This window comes from Faecalibacter sp., from assembly GCF_057177045.1.
The window spans coordinates 606,201-630,283 of sequence record NZ_CM169987.1; the positions used below are offsets into that span (position 1 = coordinate 606,201).

At 32.0% G+C, this 24,083-nt stretch carries 20 protein-coding genes; 9 read left to right on the forward strand and 11 right to left on the reverse strand.

Features of this window, described 5'->3' with window-relative positions; genetic code table 11:
- The first annotated feature begins 28 nt into the window (after positions 1–28).
- Positions 29–463 (forward strand): MbcA/ParS/Xre antitoxin family protein, encoded by a 435-nt coding sequence (locus AC1QSP_RS02745; RefSeq protein ID WP_322969903.1) that lies wholly within the window; start codon positions 29–31, stop codon positions 461–463.
- A gap of 2 nt (positions 464–465) precedes the next feature.
- Complete coding sequence (locus AC1QSP_RS02750) at positions 466–918, forward strand: RES family NAD+ phosphorylase (RefSeq protein ID WP_484079673.1); 453 nt, start codon at positions 466–468, stop codon at positions 916–918.
- A 34-nt stretch (positions 919–952) separates the two neighbouring features.
- On the opposite strand, the gene AC1QSP_RS02755 is transcribed toward AC1QSP_RS02750, so the two are convergent.
- From AC1QSP_RS02755 to ffh, 8 genes are all read right to left on the reverse strand, one after another.
- Positions 953–3,361 (reverse strand): heavy metal translocating P-type ATPase, encoded by a 2,409-nt coding sequence (locus tag AC1QSP_RS02755; RefSeq protein WP_484079674.1) that lies wholly within the window; start codon positions 3,359–3,361, stop codon positions 953–955.
- A gap of 58 nt (positions 3,362–3,419) precedes the next feature.
- The gene (locus AC1QSP_RS02760; protein WP_484079675.1) at positions 3,420–4,712 is read right to left on the reverse strand and encodes a cryptochrome/photolyase family protein; all 1,293 of its coding nucleotides are present in this window, start codon (positions 4,710–4,712) and stop codon (positions 3,420–3,422) included.
- A gap of 67 nt (positions 4,713–4,779) precedes the next feature.
- Positions 4,780–5,925 carry a cytochrome-c peroxidase gene (locus tag AC1QSP_RS02765; protein ID WP_484079676.1) on the reverse strand — a complete coding sequence of 382 codons (1,146 nt, stop codon included), beginning with the start codon at positions 5,923–5,925 and terminating at the stop codon, positions 4,780–4,782.
- Positions 5,926–5,934: 9 nt separating this feature from the next.
- On the reverse strand, positions 5,935–7,554 hold the full coding sequence (locus AC1QSP_RS02770) for a DUF6850 family outer membrane beta-barrel protein (protein ID WP_484079677.1): 1,620 nt from the start codon (positions 7,552–7,554) through the stop codon (positions 5,935–5,937).
- 13 nt (positions 7,555–7,567) lie between these two features.
- Complete coding sequence (locus AC1QSP_RS02775; RefSeq protein ID WP_484079678.1) at positions 7,568–8,893, reverse strand: DUF4876 domain-containing protein; 1,326 nt, start codon at positions 8,891–8,893, stop codon at positions 7,568–7,570.
- A 20-nt stretch (positions 8,894–8,913) separates the two neighbouring features.
- Positions 8,914–11,646 carry a TonB-dependent receptor gene (locus tag AC1QSP_RS02780; protein WP_484079679.1) on the reverse strand — a complete coding sequence of 911 codons (2,733 nt, stop codon included), beginning with the start codon at positions 11,644–11,646 and terminating at the stop codon, positions 8,914–8,916.
- A gap of 728 nt (positions 11,647–12,374) precedes the next feature.
- Complete coding sequence (locus AC1QSP_RS02785) at positions 12,375–12,539, reverse strand: hypothetical protein (RefSeq protein WP_484079680.1); 165 nt, start codon at positions 12,537–12,539, stop codon at positions 12,375–12,377.
- A gap of 413 nt (positions 12,540–12,952) precedes the next feature.
- Positions 12,953–14,326 carry a signal recognition particle protein gene (gene ffh, locus AC1QSP_RS02790; protein ID WP_484079681.1) on the reverse strand — a complete coding sequence of 458 codons (1,374 nt, stop codon included), beginning with the start codon at positions 14,324–14,326 and terminating at the stop codon, positions 12,953–12,955.
- A gap of 126 nt (positions 14,327–14,452) precedes the next feature.
- Here ffh and AC1QSP_RS02795 point away from each other — a divergent pair, with 126 nt between their 5' ends.
- Entirely contained in the window at positions 14,453–14,824 is a 372-nt protein-coding gene (locus AC1QSP_RS02795) for a hypothetical protein (protein WP_484079682.1), read from the forward strand.
- Positions 14,825–14,872: 48 nt separating this feature from the next.
- Here AC1QSP_RS02795 and fumC read toward each other — a convergent pair whose 3' ends face one another.
- On the reverse strand, positions 14,873–16,270 hold the full coding sequence (fumC, locus tag AC1QSP_RS02800; protein ID WP_484079683.1) for a class II fumarate hydratase: 1,398 nt from the start codon (positions 16,268–16,270) through the stop codon (positions 14,873–14,875).
- A 136-nt stretch (positions 16,271–16,406) separates the two neighbouring features.
- On the opposite strand from fumC, the gene AC1QSP_RS02805 reads away from it, so the two are divergent.
- On the forward strand, positions 16,407–16,613 hold the full coding sequence (locus AC1QSP_RS02805; protein ID WP_322969891.1) for a hypothetical protein: 207 nt from the start codon (positions 16,407–16,409) through the stop codon (positions 16,611–16,613).
- A 59-nt stretch (positions 16,614–16,672) separates the two neighbouring features.
- Here AC1QSP_RS02805 and AC1QSP_RS02810 read toward each other — a convergent pair whose 3' ends face one another.
- Positions 16,673–17,098, reverse strand: a complete 426-nt coding sequence (locus AC1QSP_RS02810; RefSeq protein ID WP_484079684.1) for an SRPBCC family protein — start codon at positions 17,096–17,098, stop codon at positions 16,673–16,675.
- A gap of 114 nt (positions 17,099–17,212) precedes the next feature.
- On the opposite strand from AC1QSP_RS02810, the gene pafA reads away from it, so the two are divergent.
- From pafA to AC1QSP_RS02835, 5 genes are all read left to right on the forward strand, one after another.
- A complete protein-coding gene (gene pafA / locus AC1QSP_RS02815; RefSeq protein WP_484079685.1) occupies positions 17,213–18,853 on the forward strand; it encodes an alkaline phosphatase PafA in 1,641 nt (546 codons plus the stop codon).
- Positions 18,854–18,975: 122 nt separating this feature from the next.
- Positions 18,976–20,055 carry a peptide-methionine (R)-S-oxide reductase MsrB gene (msrB, locus tag AC1QSP_RS02820; RefSeq protein ID WP_484079686.1) on the forward strand — a complete coding sequence of 360 codons (1,080 nt, stop codon included), beginning with the start codon at positions 18,976–18,978 and terminating at the stop codon, positions 20,053–20,055.
- Positions 20,056–20,166: 111 nt separating this feature from the next.
- Complete coding sequence (locus AC1QSP_RS02825) at positions 20,167–20,997, forward strand: sulfurtransferase (RefSeq protein ID WP_484079687.1); 831 nt, start codon at positions 20,167–20,169, stop codon at positions 20,995–20,997.
- A gap of 12 nt (positions 20,998–21,009) precedes the next feature.
- Positions 21,010–21,711, forward strand: a complete 702-nt coding sequence (locus tag AC1QSP_RS02830; protein WP_484079688.1) for an SIMPL domain-containing protein — start codon at positions 21,010–21,012, stop codon at positions 21,709–21,711.
- 372 nt (positions 21,712–22,083) lie between these two features.
- Positions 22,084–22,791 carry a hypothetical protein gene (locus AC1QSP_RS02835; protein ID WP_484079689.1) on the forward strand — a complete coding sequence of 236 codons (708 nt, stop codon included), beginning with the start codon at positions 22,084–22,086 and terminating at the stop codon, positions 22,789–22,791.
- A 164-nt stretch (positions 22,792–22,955) separates the two neighbouring features.
- Here the strand turns inward: AC1QSP_RS02835 and AC1QSP_RS02840 are convergent, their stop codons facing one another.
- Positions 22,956–24,056: a putative type IX sorting system protein PorV2 gene (locus AC1QSP_RS02840; protein ID WP_484079690.1), complete on the reverse strand. Its 1,101-nt coding sequence runs from the start codon at positions 24,054–24,056 to the stop codon at positions 22,956–22,958.
- Positions 24,057–24,083 lie beyond the last annotated feature (27 nt).

Below are 24,083 nucleotides of genomic sequence, written 5' to 3' on the forward strand. Positions count from 1 at the left end.
TTTGTATCTTAGTATAAATAATTGGACTATGGCTACTCTTGAACTGAAACGACGTAAAAAATTAATTGATGATTTGCCTGATGTAAGTGATTTTACCAACATCTATCATTATGTTAATCATCATACCATTGATCAAAGTTATATTCAAATTTTGGATGAACTTTCTGGTTTAAAAGATGATATTATTTCAAAATGGCTTAACATTACCACACGTACTTATCGTACGTATAAGACAAAAAATGTTTCTCTTAAAGATAATACGAAAGAACATATTGTTCTTTTGCTATCATTATATAAACACGGTCTTGAAGTATTTACGACTAAAGAAGAATTTGAACAGTGGTTAACTACACCTAATTATCTATTGGACAGTAAAGCTCCTATGGAATTTTTAGATACCATATCTGGACTTAAGTTTATAGACAATCGTTTAACTGCCATCGAATTTGGTGAAAATGTTTAAACATGCACGTCTATAACATTCGAAAAGAAAAATATGCGAATAGCTTAAGAGCCTCGGGAGTTGCCAATCGTTGGAACAAAAACGATGAATTTGTAATTTATACAGGAAGTTCCCGATCATTATCAACACTCGAATTAGTTGTACATCGCAGTGGAATAGCCATTGATCATTCCTATAAACTTTTGGTACTTGAAATCAATTGTACAACAGATGAGGTACTTGAAATTACATCTAAAGATTTACCCAAAAATTGGCGTACGATAGAAGCTTATCCAAAATTGCAAGAAATTGGGTCTAAATGGTATCAATCCTATCAACATTTGGTGATGAAAGTTCCCTCTGCTGTCGTTCCAAAAGAATTTAATTATTTGATTCATACGAAACATCCTGATTTTGATCAAAAAGTTAAAATTTATGAAATTGAAGACTATCAATGGGATAAACGATTATTATAAAAAAGGCTAAACAAATCGTTTAGCCTTTTTAATTTTATATTTTTCGATAATTGAGTAATATACTGTTTGTTACCACACTAATACTACTAAATGCCATTGCTGCTCCTGCGATCATAGGATTTAATAAAAACCCATTGTATGAAAATAAAACTCCTGCAGCAATAGGGATTCCAATTACATTATATATAAACGCCCAGAATAAGTTGAAATGGATTGTTTTTACCGTTTGTTTCGATAAATGAATCGCCTGCATAACTTTATTCAAATCACCGTTTAAGATGGTAATTTGAGCAACATCCATCGCGATATCTGAACCGTGTCCCATCGCAATCGAAACATTTGCTTTTGCAAGCGCAGCAGAATCATTAATTCCATCACCAACCATCGCAACCAATTGGCCTTCAGATTGAAGCTTTTCAATAAACGCTAACTTTTGATGAGGTAATGCATTACCTATAACATGTTGAATTCCTACAGCATGAGCGATACGTTCACCTGCCAATTGATGGTCACCAGTTAGCATATATACTTCAATGCCTTGTTTTTGGAAATGTTGAATTGCTTCACGAGCTGAAGTTTTTATTTGATCTGAAATTCCAAATATTCCAATTAATTGATCATCTTTAATAAAAACAGAAATAGAATAATGATTTTCTATAAGCTTTTTTAGAATTTCTTCTTGATGAGGTTGAACCTTTACATGTGAAGAAAATAACCAATCGGATTTACCAATTTTGTATTCAGAACCGTTATAATTTCCTTTCAAACCAAAACCAATGATTTCCTCAATATCCAATAAAGTTAACTTTTCGGAAGATGCAGGAATGACATCTAAAATGGCTTGAGCCAATGGATGATTAGAACTTTCTTCTAATGATTGAAGGATTTTATAATCATCAGCATTTCCATACCATTCAAATTCTTGAACTTTTGGTTTTCCTTCGGTAATTGTACCCGTTTTGTCCAATACGATGGCATTTACTTTATTGGCTTGTTCTAAACTTTCAGCATCTTTAATGAGTATTCCATGTTTTGCACCTTTCCCCATAGCCACCATCAAGGCTGTAGGTGTTGCTAAACCAAGTGCACATGGACATGCAATCACAAGGACTGTTATTGAAGTTAATAAAGCAATATTCAGATTAGATGATGGATTGATAAAATACCACACCAGAAAAGTGATTAATGCGATACCCAGCACAATAGGTACAAAAATACCTGCAATTTTATCCACCAATTGCTGAACCGGTGCTTTTGAAGCTTGTGCCAGTTGTACTGAACGAATAATTTGAGCCAAAATAGTATCATCGCCTACTGAAGCTGCTTGGTATTGAATACGATGCGTTTGATTAATGGTTCCTGCAAATACTTTTTGCCCTACAGTTTTATCCACAGGCAGTGGTTCACCCGTTAAAGTACTTTCATCTACCGAGGTATTTCCAGAAAAGATGATTCCATCGACAGCAATTTTTTCGCCAGCATTTGCAATCAGTATATCATGAACTTGCACATCATCAATGGATTTTGTTTTTATCTCATTTCCATCGAGATAAGAAACTACTTTAGGTTGTAACTCCATCAAATCTTGAATGGCTTGAGACGTCTTAAATTTGGCTTTTTCTTCTAAATACTTACCAATTAAAATAAAAACAACAATCAAACCAGCCGCTTCAAAATAAATTGGGGCATGCTGTGTTCCTTCTTGATGTAAGGCATGGGGAAACAAATAATTAAAACAACTAAAACCATAGGCAATACCCGTACTTAAAGCAACTAAAGTATCCATATTTGCTGTTTTATTTTTTAATTGTTGAAGTGCTCCAACAAAAAACTTTTGGCCAAAAATAAATAGGATAAACGTGCTTAATAACCACATGGTGAAATTTGCCCATTCCCATGACATAAAGAACATTCCAATCACAAAAAGAGGAATACCTAGCGCTACTGCACCCATGGTATTGTTTCGTTGTAACTGTAAACGCAAGGCCATCATTTCATCAAATGGCATCAAATCATCATCATCTTCAATTGGAATTACCAATTCGAATCCGATTTCATTTAATTTTGTTTTTAATTGCTCTGGATTGGTCTGTGACGGAGCATATGTAATTGTACCCGATGTACTCGCGTAATTAACATCTGCTGATATTACTCCTTCTTGGCGTCGTAGAAATGATTGTGAACTTGATGCACATGAAGCACACGTCATATTTAAAATTGGAAACGATTCAGTTTTTGATTCATATTGAATTTCAAACTCATCTAAAGCTTCATAAACGAAAGCTTTAATTTTAAATATTTTTTTACTTTCAATTTCAAGACGTTGTTCTTGTGGGTAGATTTGAGCATTCGATATTAAATCATTGGAATTTAAATGATGTATTAATGCGTCATAATCATTCTGCTTGTTATAATTTAAGAGATTTATATTGAGCGTAGGCATGTTTAATTTTATATAAAGTTCAGCGATTTAGGAATAGATTCCAATACCATTGGATAAGTTAAAAATTATTGATTCCTTCTTTGTATGTACTAATAGCTCTTTGTCTTGCAAAATCATGAGGTACGATAGGTGGAATATAATGATTTGGATCAAATCTTGGTATCCATCGTTTGATGTATTGAAATTGTGGGTCAAACTTTTGTTGTTGCAAGGTAGGATTAAATACTCGAAAATAGGGCGTAGCATCACAACCTGAACTTGAAGCCCATTGCCAATTTCCTACATTTGAAGCCATTTCATAATCATTTAACTTTGATGCAAAATCGGATTCTCCCCAACGCCAATCAATTAATAAATGCTTGCATAAGAAACTTGCAACAATCATACGGACACGATTGTGCATAAAACCTGTTTCATTTAATTCAATCATACCAGCATCTACAATAGGATAGCCTGTTTTACCTTCACACCAACATTGAAACTCTTGTTCATTATTTCGCCATTGGATTGCATCATATTTCGGTTTGAACGCTTTCGTTGAAGACTCTGGAAAATGGGCTAAAATTTGAATAAAAAACTCTCTCCAAATTAATTCATTTAACCATATTTCAAATCCATTTTCTACAGCTGTCTTTACACAAGATCGAATAGATATTGTACCAAATCGTAAAGGCAAACTTAATTTTGTAGTTGCATCTAATGCTGGTAAATCTCGAACTTCGGCATACGAATGTAAATCATCGAATGGAATAGAAGGGATTTCAAATTTTAAATCTGTCGGTTCAAATCCAATGTGGTTCAAATCCAAAACATCAGATGTAAAAGAGTATAAGTTATCAAGGTTAGGGATGTAAGTTTGATAACGCTCTGGGACTAATTTCAATTTCCATTGTTTGCTATAAGGTGTAAAAACCGTGTAGGGTGTAGCATCTTTTTTTAAGATTTCATCGTATCGAAAGATAACATGATCCGTAAATGATTGCATTTTGAAATATTGACGAACTTTTCTATCCCGATCAATACCATAAGGTTCAAAATCTTCATTGCAGTAAATGGAATGTATTGCATATTGATTTTTTAATTTCAATAATTCTTCTACTGGATCACCGTATAATGTAAGAATGGAACTATTATAATGCGATAATTCATTGTTTATTGCCATCAACGCCTGATGAATATAATCCACTCGTCGGTCTGTTTTATTTTCTAAATCATCAAGGATATTCGTATCAAAAACAAAAACAGGTAGAACTTTACATTCTTGATTTAAGGCATGATATAAGGCTACATTATCATGTAATCGTAAATCTCGTCTGAACCAAAATAGGATAATTGAATCATTATTTTCCATACGTATAAAGATACAAAAAAAGCGATTCTTGATGTAGAATCGCTCTTAGTTTATCTATAAGCTCGAATTATTTGGGTAATTCTGGAGCTCTCATTTTATATTGATTTTGTTTTAAACTCATTAAAAAAGCTTCTAAAGCATCCAGTTCTTCGTTATTCAAATTGATTTTTTGAATCAAAGGTGAAGTTTTAGGGAATAATGAATCATTCTTTTGCTTTTCGTTGGGTTGAAAATGGAACATTCCAGCATTGTACATGTTTAAAACTCCTCGGATATTTGGAAATAAACCATTATGCATATAAGGTGCATTTTGAGGAACCTCTCGTAATGAAGGAGTTTTAAATTCTCCTACATTTTTAGCCAATTTAGTTGTGTTATAAAATCCTAAATCTTCATATTCACGACCATAATAGGTTAATCCAATATTATGCATCTTTGAATCAGAGAATAAAGCGGTATTGTGACAATTGATGCAACGGGCCTTAGTACGGAATAAATGTAATCCTTGAACTTCCTGATCCGTTAATTGTTTCGAATCTCCTGATACAAATTTATCAAATCGAGTTTTTGGTGATAAAATCGTACGTTGAAAAGTAGCTAATGCTTTTACAATTCGCTCATTCGTTACTTTACCATCACCATACGCCTCTTTAAAAAGTTTTTTGTACCCTTCAATTTGACTTAATTTTTTTGTCGCGAAATCAATATGATAATTCATTTCTTTTTTATCGCGAATAGGAAATTCTGCTTGTTCTTCTAAATTCGCTGCACGTCCGTCCCAAAACATCACTTTTGTATAAGCAACATTCATTAAACTCGGTGAATTTCGGCTTCCTAATTGACGATCTTCTCCATAAGGCACTCGTCTTCCGTCGCCCCAATTTTGTTCTGGATCATGACAATTGGCACATGAAATTTGATTGGAATTGGATAGGCGAGGATCAAAAAATAAAACCTTACCTAAATCTGCCTTTTCTTTTGAATAAGGGTTTGATTCAGGAAATGGAACTTTACCTAAAACACCAATATCTTCAAATCCTTCTGCATAAACAGAAGAATCTACTGTTGGAGTGGGCCATTTCGATTGGTCACCACTTGAATATAATGTTCGCAATTGATCAATCGTATAGCCTTGATCGATCACTTTATTAGGTTTTAAGGCTAATAAAGTAAAACTAACACCTAGTGCGATGAAAGGAATTGCTTTCTTCATTCTTTATGTTTAATAATTCAGTTGAATACCTACGTTTACTTGATACGTTGTTTCGGTATTGATATCGACTGGTTGATTTCTATTTTTATCCAATGCGAAGATACTTCTTAATTGTGTATATACGACAACGTTTTTATTATTTTTAACAGGTAAAACGTAGCGTACATCAGCCTTAGCATCCAATTTATCCATAGCATTGTAAGTGAAATCATGCGCAATTACTTCACGGTATAAAACATTATCTGTTGTTCCTGATAAATTTAGATAATCCAATTCAGATTTTAAGGCTGTATAATAATTGAAGGCTAAACCAACATTAAATTTTGAATTATTTTTGATTTCAATATCGCGATTTGCATAGATACCAGCCGTTAATGAATTAATTTTTTGATCTACATAACCTAATTGGTCCATATAACGATTCTGATTATAAGCCGCTTGTAATCCAATATAATATTTCACCACGTGTTGGCGTTGATTCAATAAATTGATATCCCACGTAATATTTCGTTGTCGGTTCATATAATTTGAACCTTGTGACGTTACATCATAATTCTTAGAAGTCGTTTTGAACCCAGATAATGTAGATCTTAACGTTTTATTTCCCATCAATTGTCTCCAACGGATTGCTCCACTATGAGTAATGGTTTGATATTGAAATTTCAAGTATTGATCATCTAAAAAATCTTCATCATAAAAGTTTTCTAAATTCTTTTGATAACTGTAATTACCAGATATTAATGTTTTCGCTAATTGAAGCTGATATCCACCACCTAATTTTTTATAAGTAGTACGGGAAAAATAACGATTTGCGGACTTAGATTCGGCTGAATTTAAATAAGGCTGATTAATTACTCGACCAAATCCAGAACTGAAACGCAAGTATGTTTCAGGATATGCAATATTATTTAATTGTGTATTGTTATAATAATACTTGTAGTCTTTATCTTTTACACCATAACCAGCAAGTGCAAAGATTTGATGTGCTCCAAATGTATAACCAGCTTGCAATTCACCATTTAATTTACGGTTCGAGATTTCAGGTCGTGGATCTACTTGACGAGCTAATTTATTCGCATCTAAACTTGCTTTAGCCACAAGATTTAAATCCCCAAAACTCTTTATAATTCCTGCATTGATACTGTATTGTTGATTATTCCAATCTGCTGCACGAGGTACAAAATAATACATCGGGTGTAAAACTTCTATTTCATCAGTACGGGTATCATCCAACGTGTAGCTCAAATCTTTTTCAAGATATTTTTGCAAATCAATGGAACCGAAAACTTTCAAATCCGTTTTGATGTTAAATAAACCCTGGCTTCTAAAACCATAACGTGAAGTTTCTGCAGCAGTCTGACGACGTGCAAATTCGTTTTTCTTAAATTGATAATATACTTCAGTATGAGTAAAATCCTTGATTTCACGGTTTGCAAAAGTCACAGGTAAATGATTTAATTCCGAAATATCGTTTTGATACAACGGATTTGTATCGACCTTAATTGTATCTTCTGTCTGTGCAAAAACAATTCCTCCTAATGACGTCGCCAATAAGAAGAAAACCTTGTTTGTCTTTTGACGTACAAACAAGGAGATATCGTATGAATTTAAATCTATAGTAGATTTCATTCTATCATTAAATTTAATTAGCAAAAGCTCGTGGTGAAGCCCAAATATTGACAAAATCTTCTGTCGAGTTATTGGTATCTTTTAGAATAATTCGTCCATTCACCACTTTTTGAGTTTTACGGATCACTGAATATGAACTAAAAGCACCAGTCTCTAAGAATGTTGTACCTGCATCGATGGAAACATTCAGTTTTTTAGGAACGAAATTATTTCCTAGATCTTTTGTTGTATCAACCCCGTCTATGATTAAACGATTTGGGATTTGTAAGTACAAGTTATTGTTGGCATTGCTTGGATTTTTTAATCGATCAAAAGAAGCAATTTCTTCTGGTGTTGCTCTAAAAATCACATATCCATCACGCCCTTGATTATCTAATACCATATCTGATCCAGACACCCAATGTACAATTTCTAAATCAGGTACGTTAGGATTTTGAATATCATAACGGTATTGAGATCCTGTGTAGGCTGTAAGATTAGCTTCAAAATCAGCGTTAGATAGATCAATTGTTAACGAAGGATCTTGTATGCTTACGGAGTTCCCATTATTATCTGTATAATTGGATTGGTGATTAATCGCAGTAGCTGCAATAACAATACTTTGCCCAGGCTGAATAGGATATTGCTGTCCACTTCCAGGAATACGATAAACATTATCCGCATAAACATAATCTGTATTTGCCGCTTCGCCTTTTGTATTGCCTTCACTCATTGCCCAGTTCAATTGTCCTGTAGCGGTATGATAAGGCGTACTACCTACCGTATTATTACCAAATAATTGAGCAAAAATTAATCCATCAGCAAAAATCACTTCCGAAGAATTATTATAAATCTCAACAAATTGATCTCTGAATGATGCACCACGTGTGGTGTGCGAACCTCCATAATGGATTTGTTTGATGACTAATCCTCCAATGGTATTCGCTGCAAATAATTCAATGGTAATTGTTGTACCACTTGTTAAAATATCGATATTTTGTGCTACACCATTGAATGTGATAACATCTTCTGATCCCGATTCATATCCGAAATAATCTTCAAATTGATCTGGGGTTAAAGTAAAAGTTACACTTGCAGTATATTTACCCGGTAGAATGGCTGGTAAATTATATATCCCATTTTCATCTGTTCTTCCAACATATTCAACACCAGTATCTGCATTTCGTAACGTTACACTTGCGTTTACGGCTTTTTTAGTCGTTTCAAAATCTCCACCAAATTTAACTTGTGTGGTAAGATTCACTGGTGATAAATTCATTCCTCCAAAATCATCATCCATACATGAATTGAATAATAATCCTGCGATAAAAGGTGTTAAAAGAAGTAACTTTTTATACATTCTATTGATATAAGAGTTAATTAAAATGAATACTCTAATTTTCCACCAAGAGAAAATTGAGCGATAGGGTACAATAATTTTACCCCATTTGAATTGTAATACGTCGGTTTAAGACCGAATACATTCGTGGTATAAACCGAAACTTTAAAACCATTCATAAAGTCTTTCGAAATTCTTAAATGCATATTATGAATTGCATTTTGTAAACTTTGATCCCCTTTAATTGGCGTACTTATTAAGTGTCCATACTTATCAGTATTGGTTTGATCTGCTTCTGGAATGGCATGATATACCATTTGCTCATCTAAATATCCTACTGGAAAACGATCTTGATTTCGATTATGATTCATCAACAAAATATGTTCCGTTCTTAGTGAAAGAAGTAAACCCACTTTGCGTAAATGATAATTGAAATTAGAACCCATTGTGAATTGCTTTGTTTTGGATTCTAAAGCATTGTATACAGCATATTTTTCTGGTTCAGTTAGAACAGTAGAAGCAGTGTACGTATATTTATTTGGTGTATTTTTAGTTTCAATGTATGAGGCATTCAACTGAATATCTAAGTTTAATGGTTTTATACGGTTGAATGTCATAAAGGCTTCAGCACCTAAATCTTCAGTCGTTAAATTGTTCATTAACTGAGAGCTGAAAAAACCGATATTTTTTTGTCCAACCACTGTATACGTTGCTGGATTTGTGGTATTATTTAAAGCAATTTCTGCAACAGTACGATAGAAGGGATCTTGCACAGAAGATATTCCATCCGTTAATTTGTTGTAAAATCCTGTCAGATTTAATGTACCAAATTTAAAATTCAAATCTGTACCAAATTCTGTGTTCATGGAACGGATAGGTTTTAAGTTTGGATTATCGCCTGGAAGTTCAAAACTTTGAATCCATCCAATTAAACCAGTACCAGGGACAGAATAAATTCCTTCACCTAATAAATAATCATAATAACGGTTACCTGTATACAATTGATTTAACGATGGAGTTTTGCTCGCCATTCCGAATCCAGCTCTTACCCTTAAAAATTTATTAAAAGCATATGACGAATTTACACGAGGTTGGATTGTTGAAAATCCCAATTGATTTTCGTAACGTAAACCTAAATCCAACTTAAGAACTGTATGGTCTTTAAAATACTTTGTGATTTGGTCTTCTGCATATGCCGCAAATTGGAAAACAGTTTTTGCATTTCTAAAGTTATAATCACGATAACCTAATGATCCACCTGAACCACTTAAAGTTAGATAATTCGGTACATTATTTCCTGTAGTATAACGTCCTTTTCCTTGATTAGAACTTGTTCTCGTAGAAATACCTGCAGAAATAGTATGAATCCATTCCTTTTTCGTCGTAATGGATTTATTCCCCTCTAAATTTAAATAAGTAGAAATCGGAATTCCTTCCACATTCATGTTATAAAAATATTGAGCTGGAATTATAATGGCTTGGTGAATACCTTCAGAAGTAGCATCAGTTACCGCTGCATTACCTTGGTTACGCCATTCTTCTTTATATGAATTTGATTTTTCGTAATTGAAATTCGCATCAATATTAAATGTATCAATCCATGATTTTTTCAGATTCCATTTGAAATTATCTGAAATTTTTATCGAAGTACGATCATCTTTAACTTTTGCATCTGCAAAATCATCAGGGTTCGATTTCAATTGATCAGCACGATAACCAATATTCGCGGTTAAGGTATTCGTAATTGTGGCCGATTCATTATTGGTTTTCCATGAAAAATTACCGTTTAAACGATTGTATTTCGTTAAACTGTTTCGAGGATCAGAATTTGATTGCAAGAAATTAACTTGTGCATTAATGAAATTATGCGCATTTAATTTAAATCCTTTAGTTAAATTATACTCTGTAGTGGCATCACGCATTGAGATCGATGCACGTAATGGTGATTCTCCAACTTTGGTTTGAATTAATACCAAACCAGATGTCATATCCCCATATTTAGCAGGAGCAACCCCTTGAATCACTTTAATTTCCTCGATGTTATTCGTTGCTAATTCACGTAAATCATACCCATAATTGGCATTAGAAAACGAGTTATCTGCACCATCCCCAAACGAGTTTCCTGAGTTATACCCAAAAGGACTGGATGTGTTAGGAGAAAAGGACTGCATATTCTCGTTATTTGATAAAGGAATATCATTTAATACAATCGATGTCCCAAACGCACGATTGGCAAAGTAATCTTGTCGGTCTTGCGTTCCATTTGTGATTTTAGCAATATTCATATTATTATTAGCCGTACGGAAAACAATATTTTTGAATTGATTGTTATTAAAATCTGGGGTAAACTGTCCTGGTAATTGTTCTAAAACCTCATTAACAGAGAAAGCTTGTACATTTTCGACTGCTTCTTTTCCTAAAACAATCTCTGAATATTCTTTTTTACGCTTTGGAAAAATAACGACTTCCTCTAAACGTAAATTTTGTGTAAAAAGGGTAGTGGTCTGCTGATTAAAGGTTTCATCAACTATAATTTCTTGGATATCTTTACCCAATTGAGATATAATTAAAGTTGTTTGATCGGAAGAAACCTCAATAGCATATGTCCCATCTTTTTTCGTATGTGTCCATTTTTTACTAATTGGTTCTTGAACCAATACATTAGATAATGGTTTATTGTTCTCATCAACTATTTTTCCTGTAATAATTTTCTGAGCTTGCAAACTAGTAATCGTTCCTAATAATAAACCTAATGTAATAAACCCTTTTTTCATAGTATATGAATTCGGGTGCAAATTTATTTTAAATTAATCTAAATAGCAATAGAAATCGTTAAAGATTTATCGTTTAAGTAATGATATAAGTAAGGTATTTTAAACGTTCTTTATTATGTTAAATAGATAGTGGATTTATAATTCGGATGATAATCATTCACCAAAATTAAGGTATCCAAATCCGATTAGTGTAGTAGAACTTTATTTCTTATAATTTCAAAATTGTCGATGTAATCGATTAAATGTGTATAATAAATATTAAACTTAAAGTATTAATGAAATCAATTATAATTCAATAGCTATCATTAATCGATAGATTAGAAATGATCATTACATTAAGAATGAAAATCAGAAATAAAAATTAAGTATTCATTGATTAAGACTTTTCGTTGAATCATGACAATTCCTCTTTAGACAATTCATTTATAAGATGACCAAACATTAAATTAATTATTACGATCAACATATAACTAATAGAGGAATTAAAAACTCTTACTTAACATAATATATATTATAATAATAAAAATAACTTTGTTATTTTATTATTAATAATCTTTATTATGTTAAATGGGATAATTATAAAGCCCTATTATAATAGTAATTATATAATTCTAAGAATAGTTTCAGGTACTATAGGTTTACGATATGTTTCAATTAATTGAATGAATACAATTGATTGGTTTATTTTCTCGAATATATTTTAGAAATACATAATCTGTAATCATAATTCATGTTGAATAATTACGTTGGTAATAAATTGTTGTAGGATTATTATTAACGATTGCTTTAATGAATACAATTTGATGACCATATGCATTTGCATTTACACGAGCGCTATCTGTCTTTAAATTTTCTTTCGTAAGCTTTGATTGAATCATTTGAGATTGAATCATTTGATAATGTTGAACATCTCTTGCATTTAAATTGAATTCATAACCTCCTGCATATTTTGTAGTAGTAAATTATTCTTATCCTTATTAATCATTGCTGTAGAATCAGTTATTACATTAATTTCTTACATAATCGATTTTCAGAATTAATAAACTCTTACCTTACATCGATTGAATTAATCACATCACTATTTATACAATTTATAAGACATAAAGTAACGATTACTATACCTATTTATTTTAATCTATTCATTTACTGCTAATTAATTAAAACATAGTGAAAAATTGAAAATTTACCCTTTCCGTTCGATATTAAATATTTAACACCGCATTCTATTTAACATAATTAAAACCAATATAAAATAAAAAAACCTCCAATGACTTGAAGGTTCTTTATACTATTGTAGAATCAATAATTACATTTTAGGCATTCCTCCTGGCATTCCAGGGAAACCACCAGCTGGCATATTTTTAGCCATTTTCTCCATCATTGATTTTCCTTGAGAAGAATTCATGAATTTCATCATTTTCCCCATTTCAGAGAATTGTTTCAACAATTGATTTACTTCTTGTAATGATGTTCCAGATCCTGCTGCAATTCTTTTCTTACGTGAATTGTCAATGATGTTAGGGTTTTGACGCTCTTTTGGAGTCATTGAGTGGATAATCGCTTCAACACCTTTAAAGGCATCGTCATTAATCTCTACATCCTTTAATGCTTTACCAGCACCTGGGATCATTCCGATTAAATCTTTCATATTACCCATACGTTTGATTTGTTGAATCTGTTTTAAGAAATCATCAAAATCAAAACTATTTTTAGCAATTTTCTTTTGTAAACGTTTAGCTTCTTCTTCGTCGAATTGCGCTTGCGCACGTTCTACTAACGATACAACGTCTCCCATCCCTAGGATACGATCTGCCATACGTTCAGGGTAGAAAATGTCTAAAGCTTCCATTTTTTCACCAGTCGAAATAAACTTAATTGGTTTATCAACCACTGTACGAATTGTTAAAGCAGCCCCACCACGCGTATCACCATCTAACTTTGTTAATACAACTCCATTGTAATCCAATACATCATTGAAAGCTTTTGCTGTATTTACAGCATCTTGACCCGTCATTGAGTCCACAACGAATAAAGTTTCTGTTGGTTGAACAGTTTGATGAACACGACGAATTTCGTCCATCATTTGCTCATCAATTGCTAAACGACCAGCAGTATCGATAATAACGACATTATTACCATTTTGCTTTGCTTGAGCTAATGCATTTTGAGCAATCTCTACAGGATTTTTATTTTCTAAATCAGCAAATACATCGACACCAATTTGTTCTCCTAATACCTGTAATTGATTAATGGCAGCTGGACGGTAAACGTCACCAGCAACTAACAATACTTTTTTGTTTTTAGAAGTCTTTAAATAATTGGCTAATTTACCTGAGAAAGTTGTTTTACCAGATCCTTGTAAACCAGCAATTAAAATAATGGCAGGATTACCATCAGCCACTAAATCAGCTTGCTTTCCTCCCATCAATTCAGTTAATTCGTCATGAACGATTTTAACCATTAATTGACTTGGATTTAACGAAGTTAAAACGTCAGCACCTAAGGCTTTTTTCTTTACAGTATCTGTAAAATCTTTCGCCACTTTGTAACTAACATCGGCATCCACAAGGGCTCTTCTCACCTCTTTAATCGTTTCAGCAACGTTAATTTCTGTAATCTGTCCTTTTCCTTTTAAGGTATGTAAAGCTTTGTCTAATTTATCTTGAAGACTTTGAAACATGTCTATATTGTTTTTTATAAAGGTTTACAAAGATAATAAATTCTTTCTATAAGTTTAAGAAGTTATTTGTTTAGAAATTTCAATTTTAAATGTTATATTTAATTATCTCATTCTTAATTAAATACCATGAAAAAACATTTCCTTTTTTTTACTGTAGCATTTTTTTTTGCTATTTCTGCCTTTGGACAAGGTAATTCAAACCCTAAAATAGAGAAAACAAAATTTTATTTCTATACTATTTTTTATGGGTTTAAAAAAGATGTGTATATCTCTGAAATATATGATTTAGATATAGGGAGAAATGATGTGTTTAAGGAGTCCAAAAATCGTTATGAAAATGTAAAACAATTTTTAATGAGTAATTTGGGTTCTTCTGAAATCCAATCCGGGTATGAAAAGAATTATTATCAACGTAATCAAGCAGAAAATGAAAGAGATTATATTATGAAACAACTCAAAAATCAAGAATACAAAATCATTAGTTTTAAATATAAATAAAAAAAGCCGTTCCAATGGAACGGCTTTGTATAAGTGATAAATTTCTTCTTATTTTAAAGAACCAACCATATCTTCTGGTTTAACCCATTCGTCAAATTCTTCCGCAGTTACATATCCTAATGCAATTGCAGTTTCTTTTAATGTTGAGTTATTTTTGTGTGCTGTTTGAGCAATCTCAGCTGCTTTGTAGTATCCAATTTTAGTATTTAAAGCGGTTACTAACATTAATGAATTATCTACTAATTCTTTAATACGTTTATAGTTTGGCTCAATACCTTGTGCACAGTGCTCGTCGAAAGAAACACAAGCATCTCCAATTAAACGAGCTGATTGTAAGAAATTAGCTGCCATTAATGGTTTGAATACGTTTAATTCGTAGTGACCTTGTGTACCACCAATTGTAATAGCAACATCGTTACCCATTACTTGAGCAGCAACCATTGTTAAAGCTTCACATTGTGTAGGGTTAACTTTTCCTGGCATGATAGAAGATCCTGGCTCGTTTTCTGGAATTAAGATTTCTCCAATACCTGAACGAGGTCCTGATGCTAACATACGGATATCATTCGCAATTTTATTTAAAGAAACTGCTAATTGTTTTAATGCTCCGTGAGTTTCAACAATCGCATCGTGTGCAGCTAAAGCTTCGAATTTGTTTTCAGCAGTTACAAATGGGTGACCTGTAAATTCTGCAATGTATTTCGCTACTAATACATCATAACCAGCAGGTGTGTTTAATCCTGTACCTACAGCTGTACCACCTAAAGCTAATTCAGATAAGTGAGCTAATGTATTTTTTAACGCTTTTAAACCATGGTTCAATTGCGCTACATATCCAGATAATTCTTGACCTAAAGTTAAAGGAGTAGCATCCATTAAGTGTGTACGACCAATTTTTACAACGTTCATGAATTCAGCAGATTTTTTTGCTAAAGTATCACGTAATTGCTCTACACCTGGAATTGTTACTTCTACAACAGCTTTGTAAGCAGCAATGTGCATACCTGTTGGGTAAGTATCATTAGAAGACTGAGATTTGTTTACATCGTCATTTGCTTTTAAAACTGGCTCACCTTCACCAATTTTACCACCAGCTAATACTTGAGCACGGTTAGCAATAACTTCGTTCACATTCATGTTTGATTGTGTTCCTGAACCTGTTTGCCAGATTACTAATGGAAATTCACCATCTAATTTACCTGCTAAGATTTCATCACAAACGGCTGCAATTGAATCTCTTTTTTCAACTGGTAAAACACCTAATTCAGCATTTGCGTAAGCAGCAGCTTTCTTTAAGTATGCGAACCCTTCAATGATCTCTTTTGGCATTGAAGCCGATGGACCAATTTTAAAGTTATTTCTTGAACGTTCTGTTTGAGCACCCCAATATTTGTCAGCAGGAACTTTTACTTCCCCCATGGTGTCTTTCTCAATTCTATATTCCATTTTTTTGTAAATTATTTCGTTATTGAAATCTTATATGCTTACAAATTTAAGCAGAAGAATTGTTAAAGAAAAGTGATAATTATTAGTTTTATTCCTAAAAATAATATCTTACTTTTGTAATACTAAATTATAGGTCATGGCACAATTCTTAGGATTTTTAGCGTGGTTATTTATGGAGTTTGCAGGTTTCTGGTGTATTGCTTTCTTAGCAACTATTCCATTCATCTGGATTCCGATGTGGTTAAACAATACTCGCAAAGAAAAAGCAGGTATCGTTACAGCAGAAGAACCTCGCCAAATTTTACCAAATCAGGAAGGAATTACAGTATTATTTAAAAAGTAATTCATTCATTTTTTCGAAAAAATAAAAAGGGATTCAGACGTGAATTCCTTTTTTTATTTCTATTCCTTGTATTCGACATATTCGCGAAGGGCAATTTCTAATACTTCTTCCCATCCTGCCTCAAAACTTGCATACGAAAAATAAGGATCGTTCGCTGGAAATGTAGCGATACCGTCATGAATAAGTTCTAATTGGGTCTTTTCTCCATCATTAATTGGATTTAAAATAAAAGTCACCGTAGATTCTCCGGGATATACAGGATATCGCCACGAAAATATCAATTTATGGTACAAAAAAATGTCTTTAATCTCACACTCATGCAAATATTTCCCAGCATAGAATTCAAAAACATCTCCTTGAACCAATTCAAATCCCTTGACTTCAAAAAACCAATCTTTTAAAGCTTCAGGATTAGTTAATGCATACCATAATTCTTTGATGGTACATTTGTACTCTTTTGTCTTTGTAACTGTATTTCCTATCATTGTTTTATGTTTTGATTCTATGATAGACTTCAATTATAATTCCAAAATTTAATGTTGAGGTGATATTCATTCGATAAAAATATGAGTAAATTTGACTCATCTAAAAATTATACCATGAGATTGAATAAAACATTTTTAAGTGTTTTAGGACTTTTTGCAAGTTTATCCGCTTATGCACAAACACCAACAGAAAAACCAAAGTTAGTTGTAGGAATTGTTGTTGATCAAATGCGATGGGATTACCTGTACCGTTATCAAGACCGTTATACAAATGATGGTTTTAAACGACTGTTAAACGAAGGGTTCTCCAATGAAAATACCTATATTCCTTACGTACCTACTTATACAGCAATTGGTCATAGTACCATCTATACTGGCTCTGTTCCAGCGATACACGGGATTGCAGGAAATGATTTTATCATCCAAGCAACAGGACAAGATATGTATTGTACACAAGATGATGAGGTAAATGGTGTAGGTGCTACTTCCAAAGCAGGAAAAATGTCACCTAAAAACCTTTTGGTTTCTACAGTCACGGATCAATTGAAATTATCCAATAACTTTCGATCGAAAGTTTACGGTGTTTCTCTAAAAGATCGTGGTGGAATATTACCCGCCGGTCATTTTGCTGATGCCGCGTTTTGGTTTGATGGAGAATCTGGAAATTGGATTACAAGTACCTTTTATATGAATGAATTACCGAAATGGTTAAAGAAATTCAATGAAAAAAAATTAACTGAAAAGTATTTGGATCAATGGAATACTTTATATCCTATTGAAACTTACCTACAGAGTGAAAAAGATGGCAATACTTATCGTTCTGCATACAAAGGATTGGATCAAATGAAATTTCCTTACGATTTAAAGAAACTTAAAAAAGAAAATGGATTAGGTTTAATTCGTTCTACACCTTTTGGAAATTCACTAACAAAAGATATTGCCTTAGCCATAATTGAAAATGAGAAATTAGGTCAAAATGAACATGGTGTGACGGATTTCTTAGCCGTTAGTTTTTCATCGACGGACTATGTAGGACATCAATTTTCTCCTAATACGATCGAAGCTGAGGATACTTATTTACGTTTGGATAAAGATTTAGGTGAAATGTTTACCTATTTGGATCAAAAAGTAGGCAAAGGACAATATTTAGTATTTTTAACGGCAGACCATGGAGGTGCTCATAATCCAAAATACTTCCAAGATAAAAAAGGGAATGCAGGCTACTTCCCTACTTCAGATGTTAAAAAGGCATTAAATGCAAAACTGACAAAAGAATTTAAGGTTGATGATATTGTACGTTCGTTGTCCAATTATCAAGTGCATTTAAATTATTCTGTTATTGCTTCTAATGATTTAGATGAAGACGAAATTAAAGAGGAAATTGTAAAGTTTATGCGTAAAGTCGAAGGCGTTGCATTTGCTGTAGATATGGATCGTATTGGAGAAGCTTCTATCCCAGCACTGATTAAAGAACGAATGATTAATGGATATAACCGTAAACGTTCGGGAGCTATCAATTATATCCTTGAGCCTCAATGGTATGGTGGAAAACAAAATGCTGGTGGAACTACACACGGAACTTGGGGATCTTACGATGCGCATATTCCTTTTGTTTTAATGGGTTGGGGAATTAAGCCTGGAAAAAACTATAATCCAGTGCATATGACCGATATCGCGCCAACTGTTGCAGCACTACTTCAAATTGAAGAACCAAATGGAAATATTGGAAAACCAGTAACTGAAGTTTTTAAATAATAAATAAAGCGACCCGATGAGGTCGCTTTTTTTATTTTACCAAAATATCTACATATTTTAACGATTTCATTAAGATACATTCCAACATAAACTTCCTAACTTTAAGGTATAAAATAGAATTTATGCGCTTAAAAGATCATGCTATCCTCCTATTATTTTCCTCTTTATCATTTTTAGGATGTCAAACAAAATCCAATCCTAAGCCAATAACAGAACAAAATCATCCCAGTATTGGTCCCGAAGAAAATGTTCTCTATTTTGCAGGAGGATGTTTTTGGGGAACTGAACATTTCTTTAAACAAATTGGAGGCGTAATTTCTACAGAAGCAGGATATGCCAATGGAAAAATTCTAAATCCAACATATGAAGATGTGACCTCAGGAAATACTGGTTTTGTCGAAACTGTTAAAGTTACTTTTGATCCTGCATTAGTGAAACCAGATGTACTGATTGATTTGTATTTGAAAACAATTAATCCTTTAAGCCTAAATCAACAAGGTAACGATAAAGGCACACAATACCGTACCGGAATATATTATTCTTTTCCATCTTATCAAACCATGGTACAAAATAAATTGGTTGATTTAGGTAAAGTTTATAAAGGAGAAATCGTAGTTGAAAATAAACCAATACAAAGTTTTTATCCTGCAGAAAGCTATCATCAAGATTATTTAGAGAAAAATCCAAATGGTTATTGCCATATTACCCCAGAGATGTTCGAAATGGCTCGAAATGCAAATCCGATATCAAGAAATTCATACGTTAAGAAAGATCAGAAAATACTTCAAAAAGAACTTACTCCCTTACAATATGAGGTTACGCAGTATGGATTAACCGAAAAACCATTTGATAATGAATATGATCAAGAATTTCGTGAAGGAATTTATGTTGATATTACGACAGGTGAACCTTTGTTTATTTCCACTGATAAATATGATGCGGGATGCGGTTGGCCATCATTTTCAAAACCTATTGATAAAAAATTGATTAAAGAAATTGAAGATCATTCCCATGGCATGAAACGTATTGAAATTAAAAGTAAAACGGGAGATGCTCATTTGGGACATGTATTTGATGATGGACCGAAAGAAAAAGGAGGTTTACGTTATTGTGTCAATAGTGCAGCTCTAAAATTTATACCTAAAGAAGAAATGAAAATAAAAGGATACGAAAAATACATCCCACTTTTAAAACAAAAATAATAAGAGCGACCCAATAAGGTCGCTTTTTTTAAATCAAATTTCAATTCAAAAATCAAAATATAACCGTTTATTAAATTGGTAATTTATTCTATTTTTACAAAAACACTAAAAATGAAATTTACACATCCTATTATTTCTATTGACGAATTACAATCCATTCTTCAAGATCCACACTTAATTCTTTTGGATTGTTCTATAAATAAAGTCAATCAAAAATTAGATGAGAATAATATTCAATTAATTCCTAATTCTTATTTCTTAGATATTGAACATCGATTTTCTGACCAAAAATCGGATCTACCCCACATGTTAATTGATGAAATTAAATTTACGAAAGAAGCTCAATTCCTTGGAATTAATACCGATAGTATCATCATTTGTTATGATCGTTGGGGAATATATTCAAGTCCAAGAGCATGGTGGATGTTTAAAGCAATGGGGCATCCAAATGTGTATGTTTTAAATGGTGGATTACTTGCATGGAAAAATGCTAAGTTACCTACAACAAAAACCTATTTACCCATAGAAAATATTGGGGATTTTCAAGCAAAATTAGATGAGCAATGGTTAGCTAATGTAAACGATGTCTTAGACGCCATTGATCAATCTTCAATCAAAATAATTGATGCACGTTCAACGAAAAGATTTAATGCTGAGGTTGATGAGCCACGTCCAGGTTTAAGAAAAGGACATATTAAAAATGCTGCAAATCTTCCTTTTGAAATGGTTTTAAATGATACCTCTTTTAAATCCGAACAAGAATTAACTGAACTTTTCAAAGAATTTCATACTAAAAAAGAATTAATTTTTTCATGCGGATCCGGAATTACTGCTTCTATTCTAGCTTTAGCGAATCATCAAATTAATCCAAAACAAATGATAAAAGTGTATGATGGTTCTTGGGCTGAATGGGGAAAAGATCCTGAATTACCTATCGAATAAATAAACTACATCATGAAAAAACAATCATTACTATTTTTTACCCTCTTTTCTACTGCAATATTCGCACAAGAGAAAAATTTTATCGATCAACCTTTTATTGAAACGGCTGCTAAAGTTGATACTTTAGTTAGTCCAGATCGTATTTATTTAACGATTATTTTATCTGAAAAAGACTCGAAAAACAAAATTTCTGTAGAAGAGTTGGAAAATAAAATGGCATCGAAGTTAACGAGTTTAGGTATTGATTTGAAGAAACAATTATCGATGCAAGATTTATCAAGCAATTTTAAAAAATACTTTTTAAAACAACAAGATATTGTCAAGTCGAAATCTTATTCTTTATTGGTTTATGATACACAAACGGCGAGTAAAGTAATTGTAGGTTTAGAAAACGAATCCATTTCTAATGTTTATTTGGACCGAACTGAATATTCGAAATTAGAAGAATTGAAATTAGATTTAAAATCAAAAGCAATTCTTAAAGCAAAAACTATTGCCAAAGCAATGACTGAGCCTATTGGACAAAAAGTTGGTTCAGCGATATATATTTCTGATCAAACGACAAGCAATTATGGACTTGCTGGTACAGCTCCTGGAATAGTTGTTAGAGGAATGTCTAAGATAAAAGTAAATGAAACCTATCAACCCTTAGATATCGAGTTTGATAAAATTAATGTAGAAGCCAGTGTAAATGCAAAATTTAAAATTGAATAACGAATTGTTTAAAAGAGATAAAAAAATATTTAGTATCGCTTTTAAAACATTTTTTATCGTTTTAATACTTCATATTTTTTTTCATTTTATAAATATCAAACATTTTATAGTCGATATTATATTAGATAATTTGATAAGGATTTCTATTAGTTTTATGATCTTTCTAATACCTGTTTTTATATTTCCTAAGACAAGAAAATTTTTCTATTTAATCATTTATTCATTGATAGCCTATTCTATTTATTTAAGTTTTTAGCCATGTTAATCTATAAAAACTACGATGAATCCAAAGCTCAGTTACATCGGTCAATTATATATGTAACTTATGGATGTTCATTCCTTTTGATTCTTATTCTGTTTTTTCTAATATATATGGGTTTTGATATTGACTTATTTTTTCTGTCATTCTTGATATTAATTCCATATGTTATTTTGCTTCATCATCGGTTAAATTCAATTCATTTATTTGAAATACATGACGACTATATTTTAACCAAAAATTATTTACAATTAAATTGGAAAAAAACTTCTATTCATGAATCTTCGTACAACGAATATTATGACAAGGAAGATGATTATTTAGATTTTCATGTTGGTTCATCTAAATTAAAACTAAATACGAATGATTCGAGTAATCATAAAACCATAGAAGCGTTAAAAGTCAATATTCAACACGATTCATATTATATTAAAACATGGAAAAATTATTTAAAAGCCGGATTATTAGTTATCCCTTTTTTGACATTGTTTTATTGTAATTATAAAATTGGAAATTATAAATCAACTTTAGAAAATGATTCTATCGTAAAGTATGGGCTAATTCCCATTAAAGATAAAATTATAAAGATTGAAATTTTAAGTAAGAATTCTACTGCTCGTATTGAATTGAAAAAGCACAAACAAATTTCTTTTGAAACAAATAAGGATTCTATAAAATTTCATAATCTTAAAACTTCTGATTCTGTAAAATTATATATTTCACCTTACGAATACGAAAGAAAAATTTTGAAAACTGTACCATTAAATTGGTATGATAAATACTATAGATACAAGTATATATCTATTAAAGAATTGAATTAATTATTTAAAAAAACTTTTTTGAAAAATTTGAGTGATTTCCACCCTTTTCTTTTATATTCTTTTTAAATTTACATATTCTCTAGTAATACTATCGACTATATTATTTATATATTATATGAATGGAAAATTAAAGGTTAAACTACACAGCTTAACCTCTTTATGTATTATTTTCTCAAATGTCCAAAATCTAGTCTCATCGAAAAAATATTTGAGTACAACCCAAGACCTTGATCTCCGAAGTTTGTCAGCGCATAATCGATTGATATACCTCCAAACTTAAAACCAACACCTACATTAGGTTGTATACTTGTCTTTTTTTCTCCATTAAATTGTTCTAATTGTTGTAAATTATTTAGACCACCGCGTACAAATACCATATCATCATATCCTAACTCAAGACCAATCATAGGATTAATCGAAAAATTCCCCATGGATAATGCAGCGTTAGTTTCTTGAAATTCCATGCCTAGATCAACTTCTCCTAGCAATGACCAGCGATCATCAAACTGAAACTTCTTCCCTATTCCAACTTGTAATTTAGGCAATGTTAATTCTGTTCCTTCTGCAGGTAAATCGTTCAAAATGGTTTCATTTGAATCTGCTGGACCATCCACAATAATTGGTTTTAATTCATCATAATTAATCTTCCAAGCATTAAATGTTGTCGTAATATCACGAGCCATGGCTCCGATATACCATCCATCATCAGTACGGTATTGCATCCCTAAATCCAATCCAAAACCGATTCCTTTAGCAAATTTCCCAATATGACGATAAACCACTTTAGCATTTGCACCAACTTGAATATCTTTATTACCTAAAAAGTAACCTGCATATGACATTGTTAGCGCATAGTCTGCTGTAGAAAACTTAGTAATTTTATCATAATTGATATTTCCTTGATTATCGATTAATTCCGTTGTATTTAGAATATCATCCACACCAAAACGCATTAAAGAAAACGCGACAGTGGAGTTTGATTCACGTAAAGGAATAGCTACAGCCGCATAATCAAATTTTGCTATGGATTGAAAATATTCAGCGTGCATAGCCGTTGCATCAACACCCCAATATACCTCCGTTAAACCAGCTGGATTCCAATAACTCGCATTCGCATTACCAATATTGGCTACAACAGCATTTCCCATGGCAAACGAACGAGCGTCAACACCAATATTTAAAAATTCATTGGAGTATTTACGAGCCGTTTGTGCACTAATGTTAGCAGTAGTTAATACACTTATAAGGAAAACAATTTTTTTCAAAGGTCAATAATTATGAAATTAGAACTC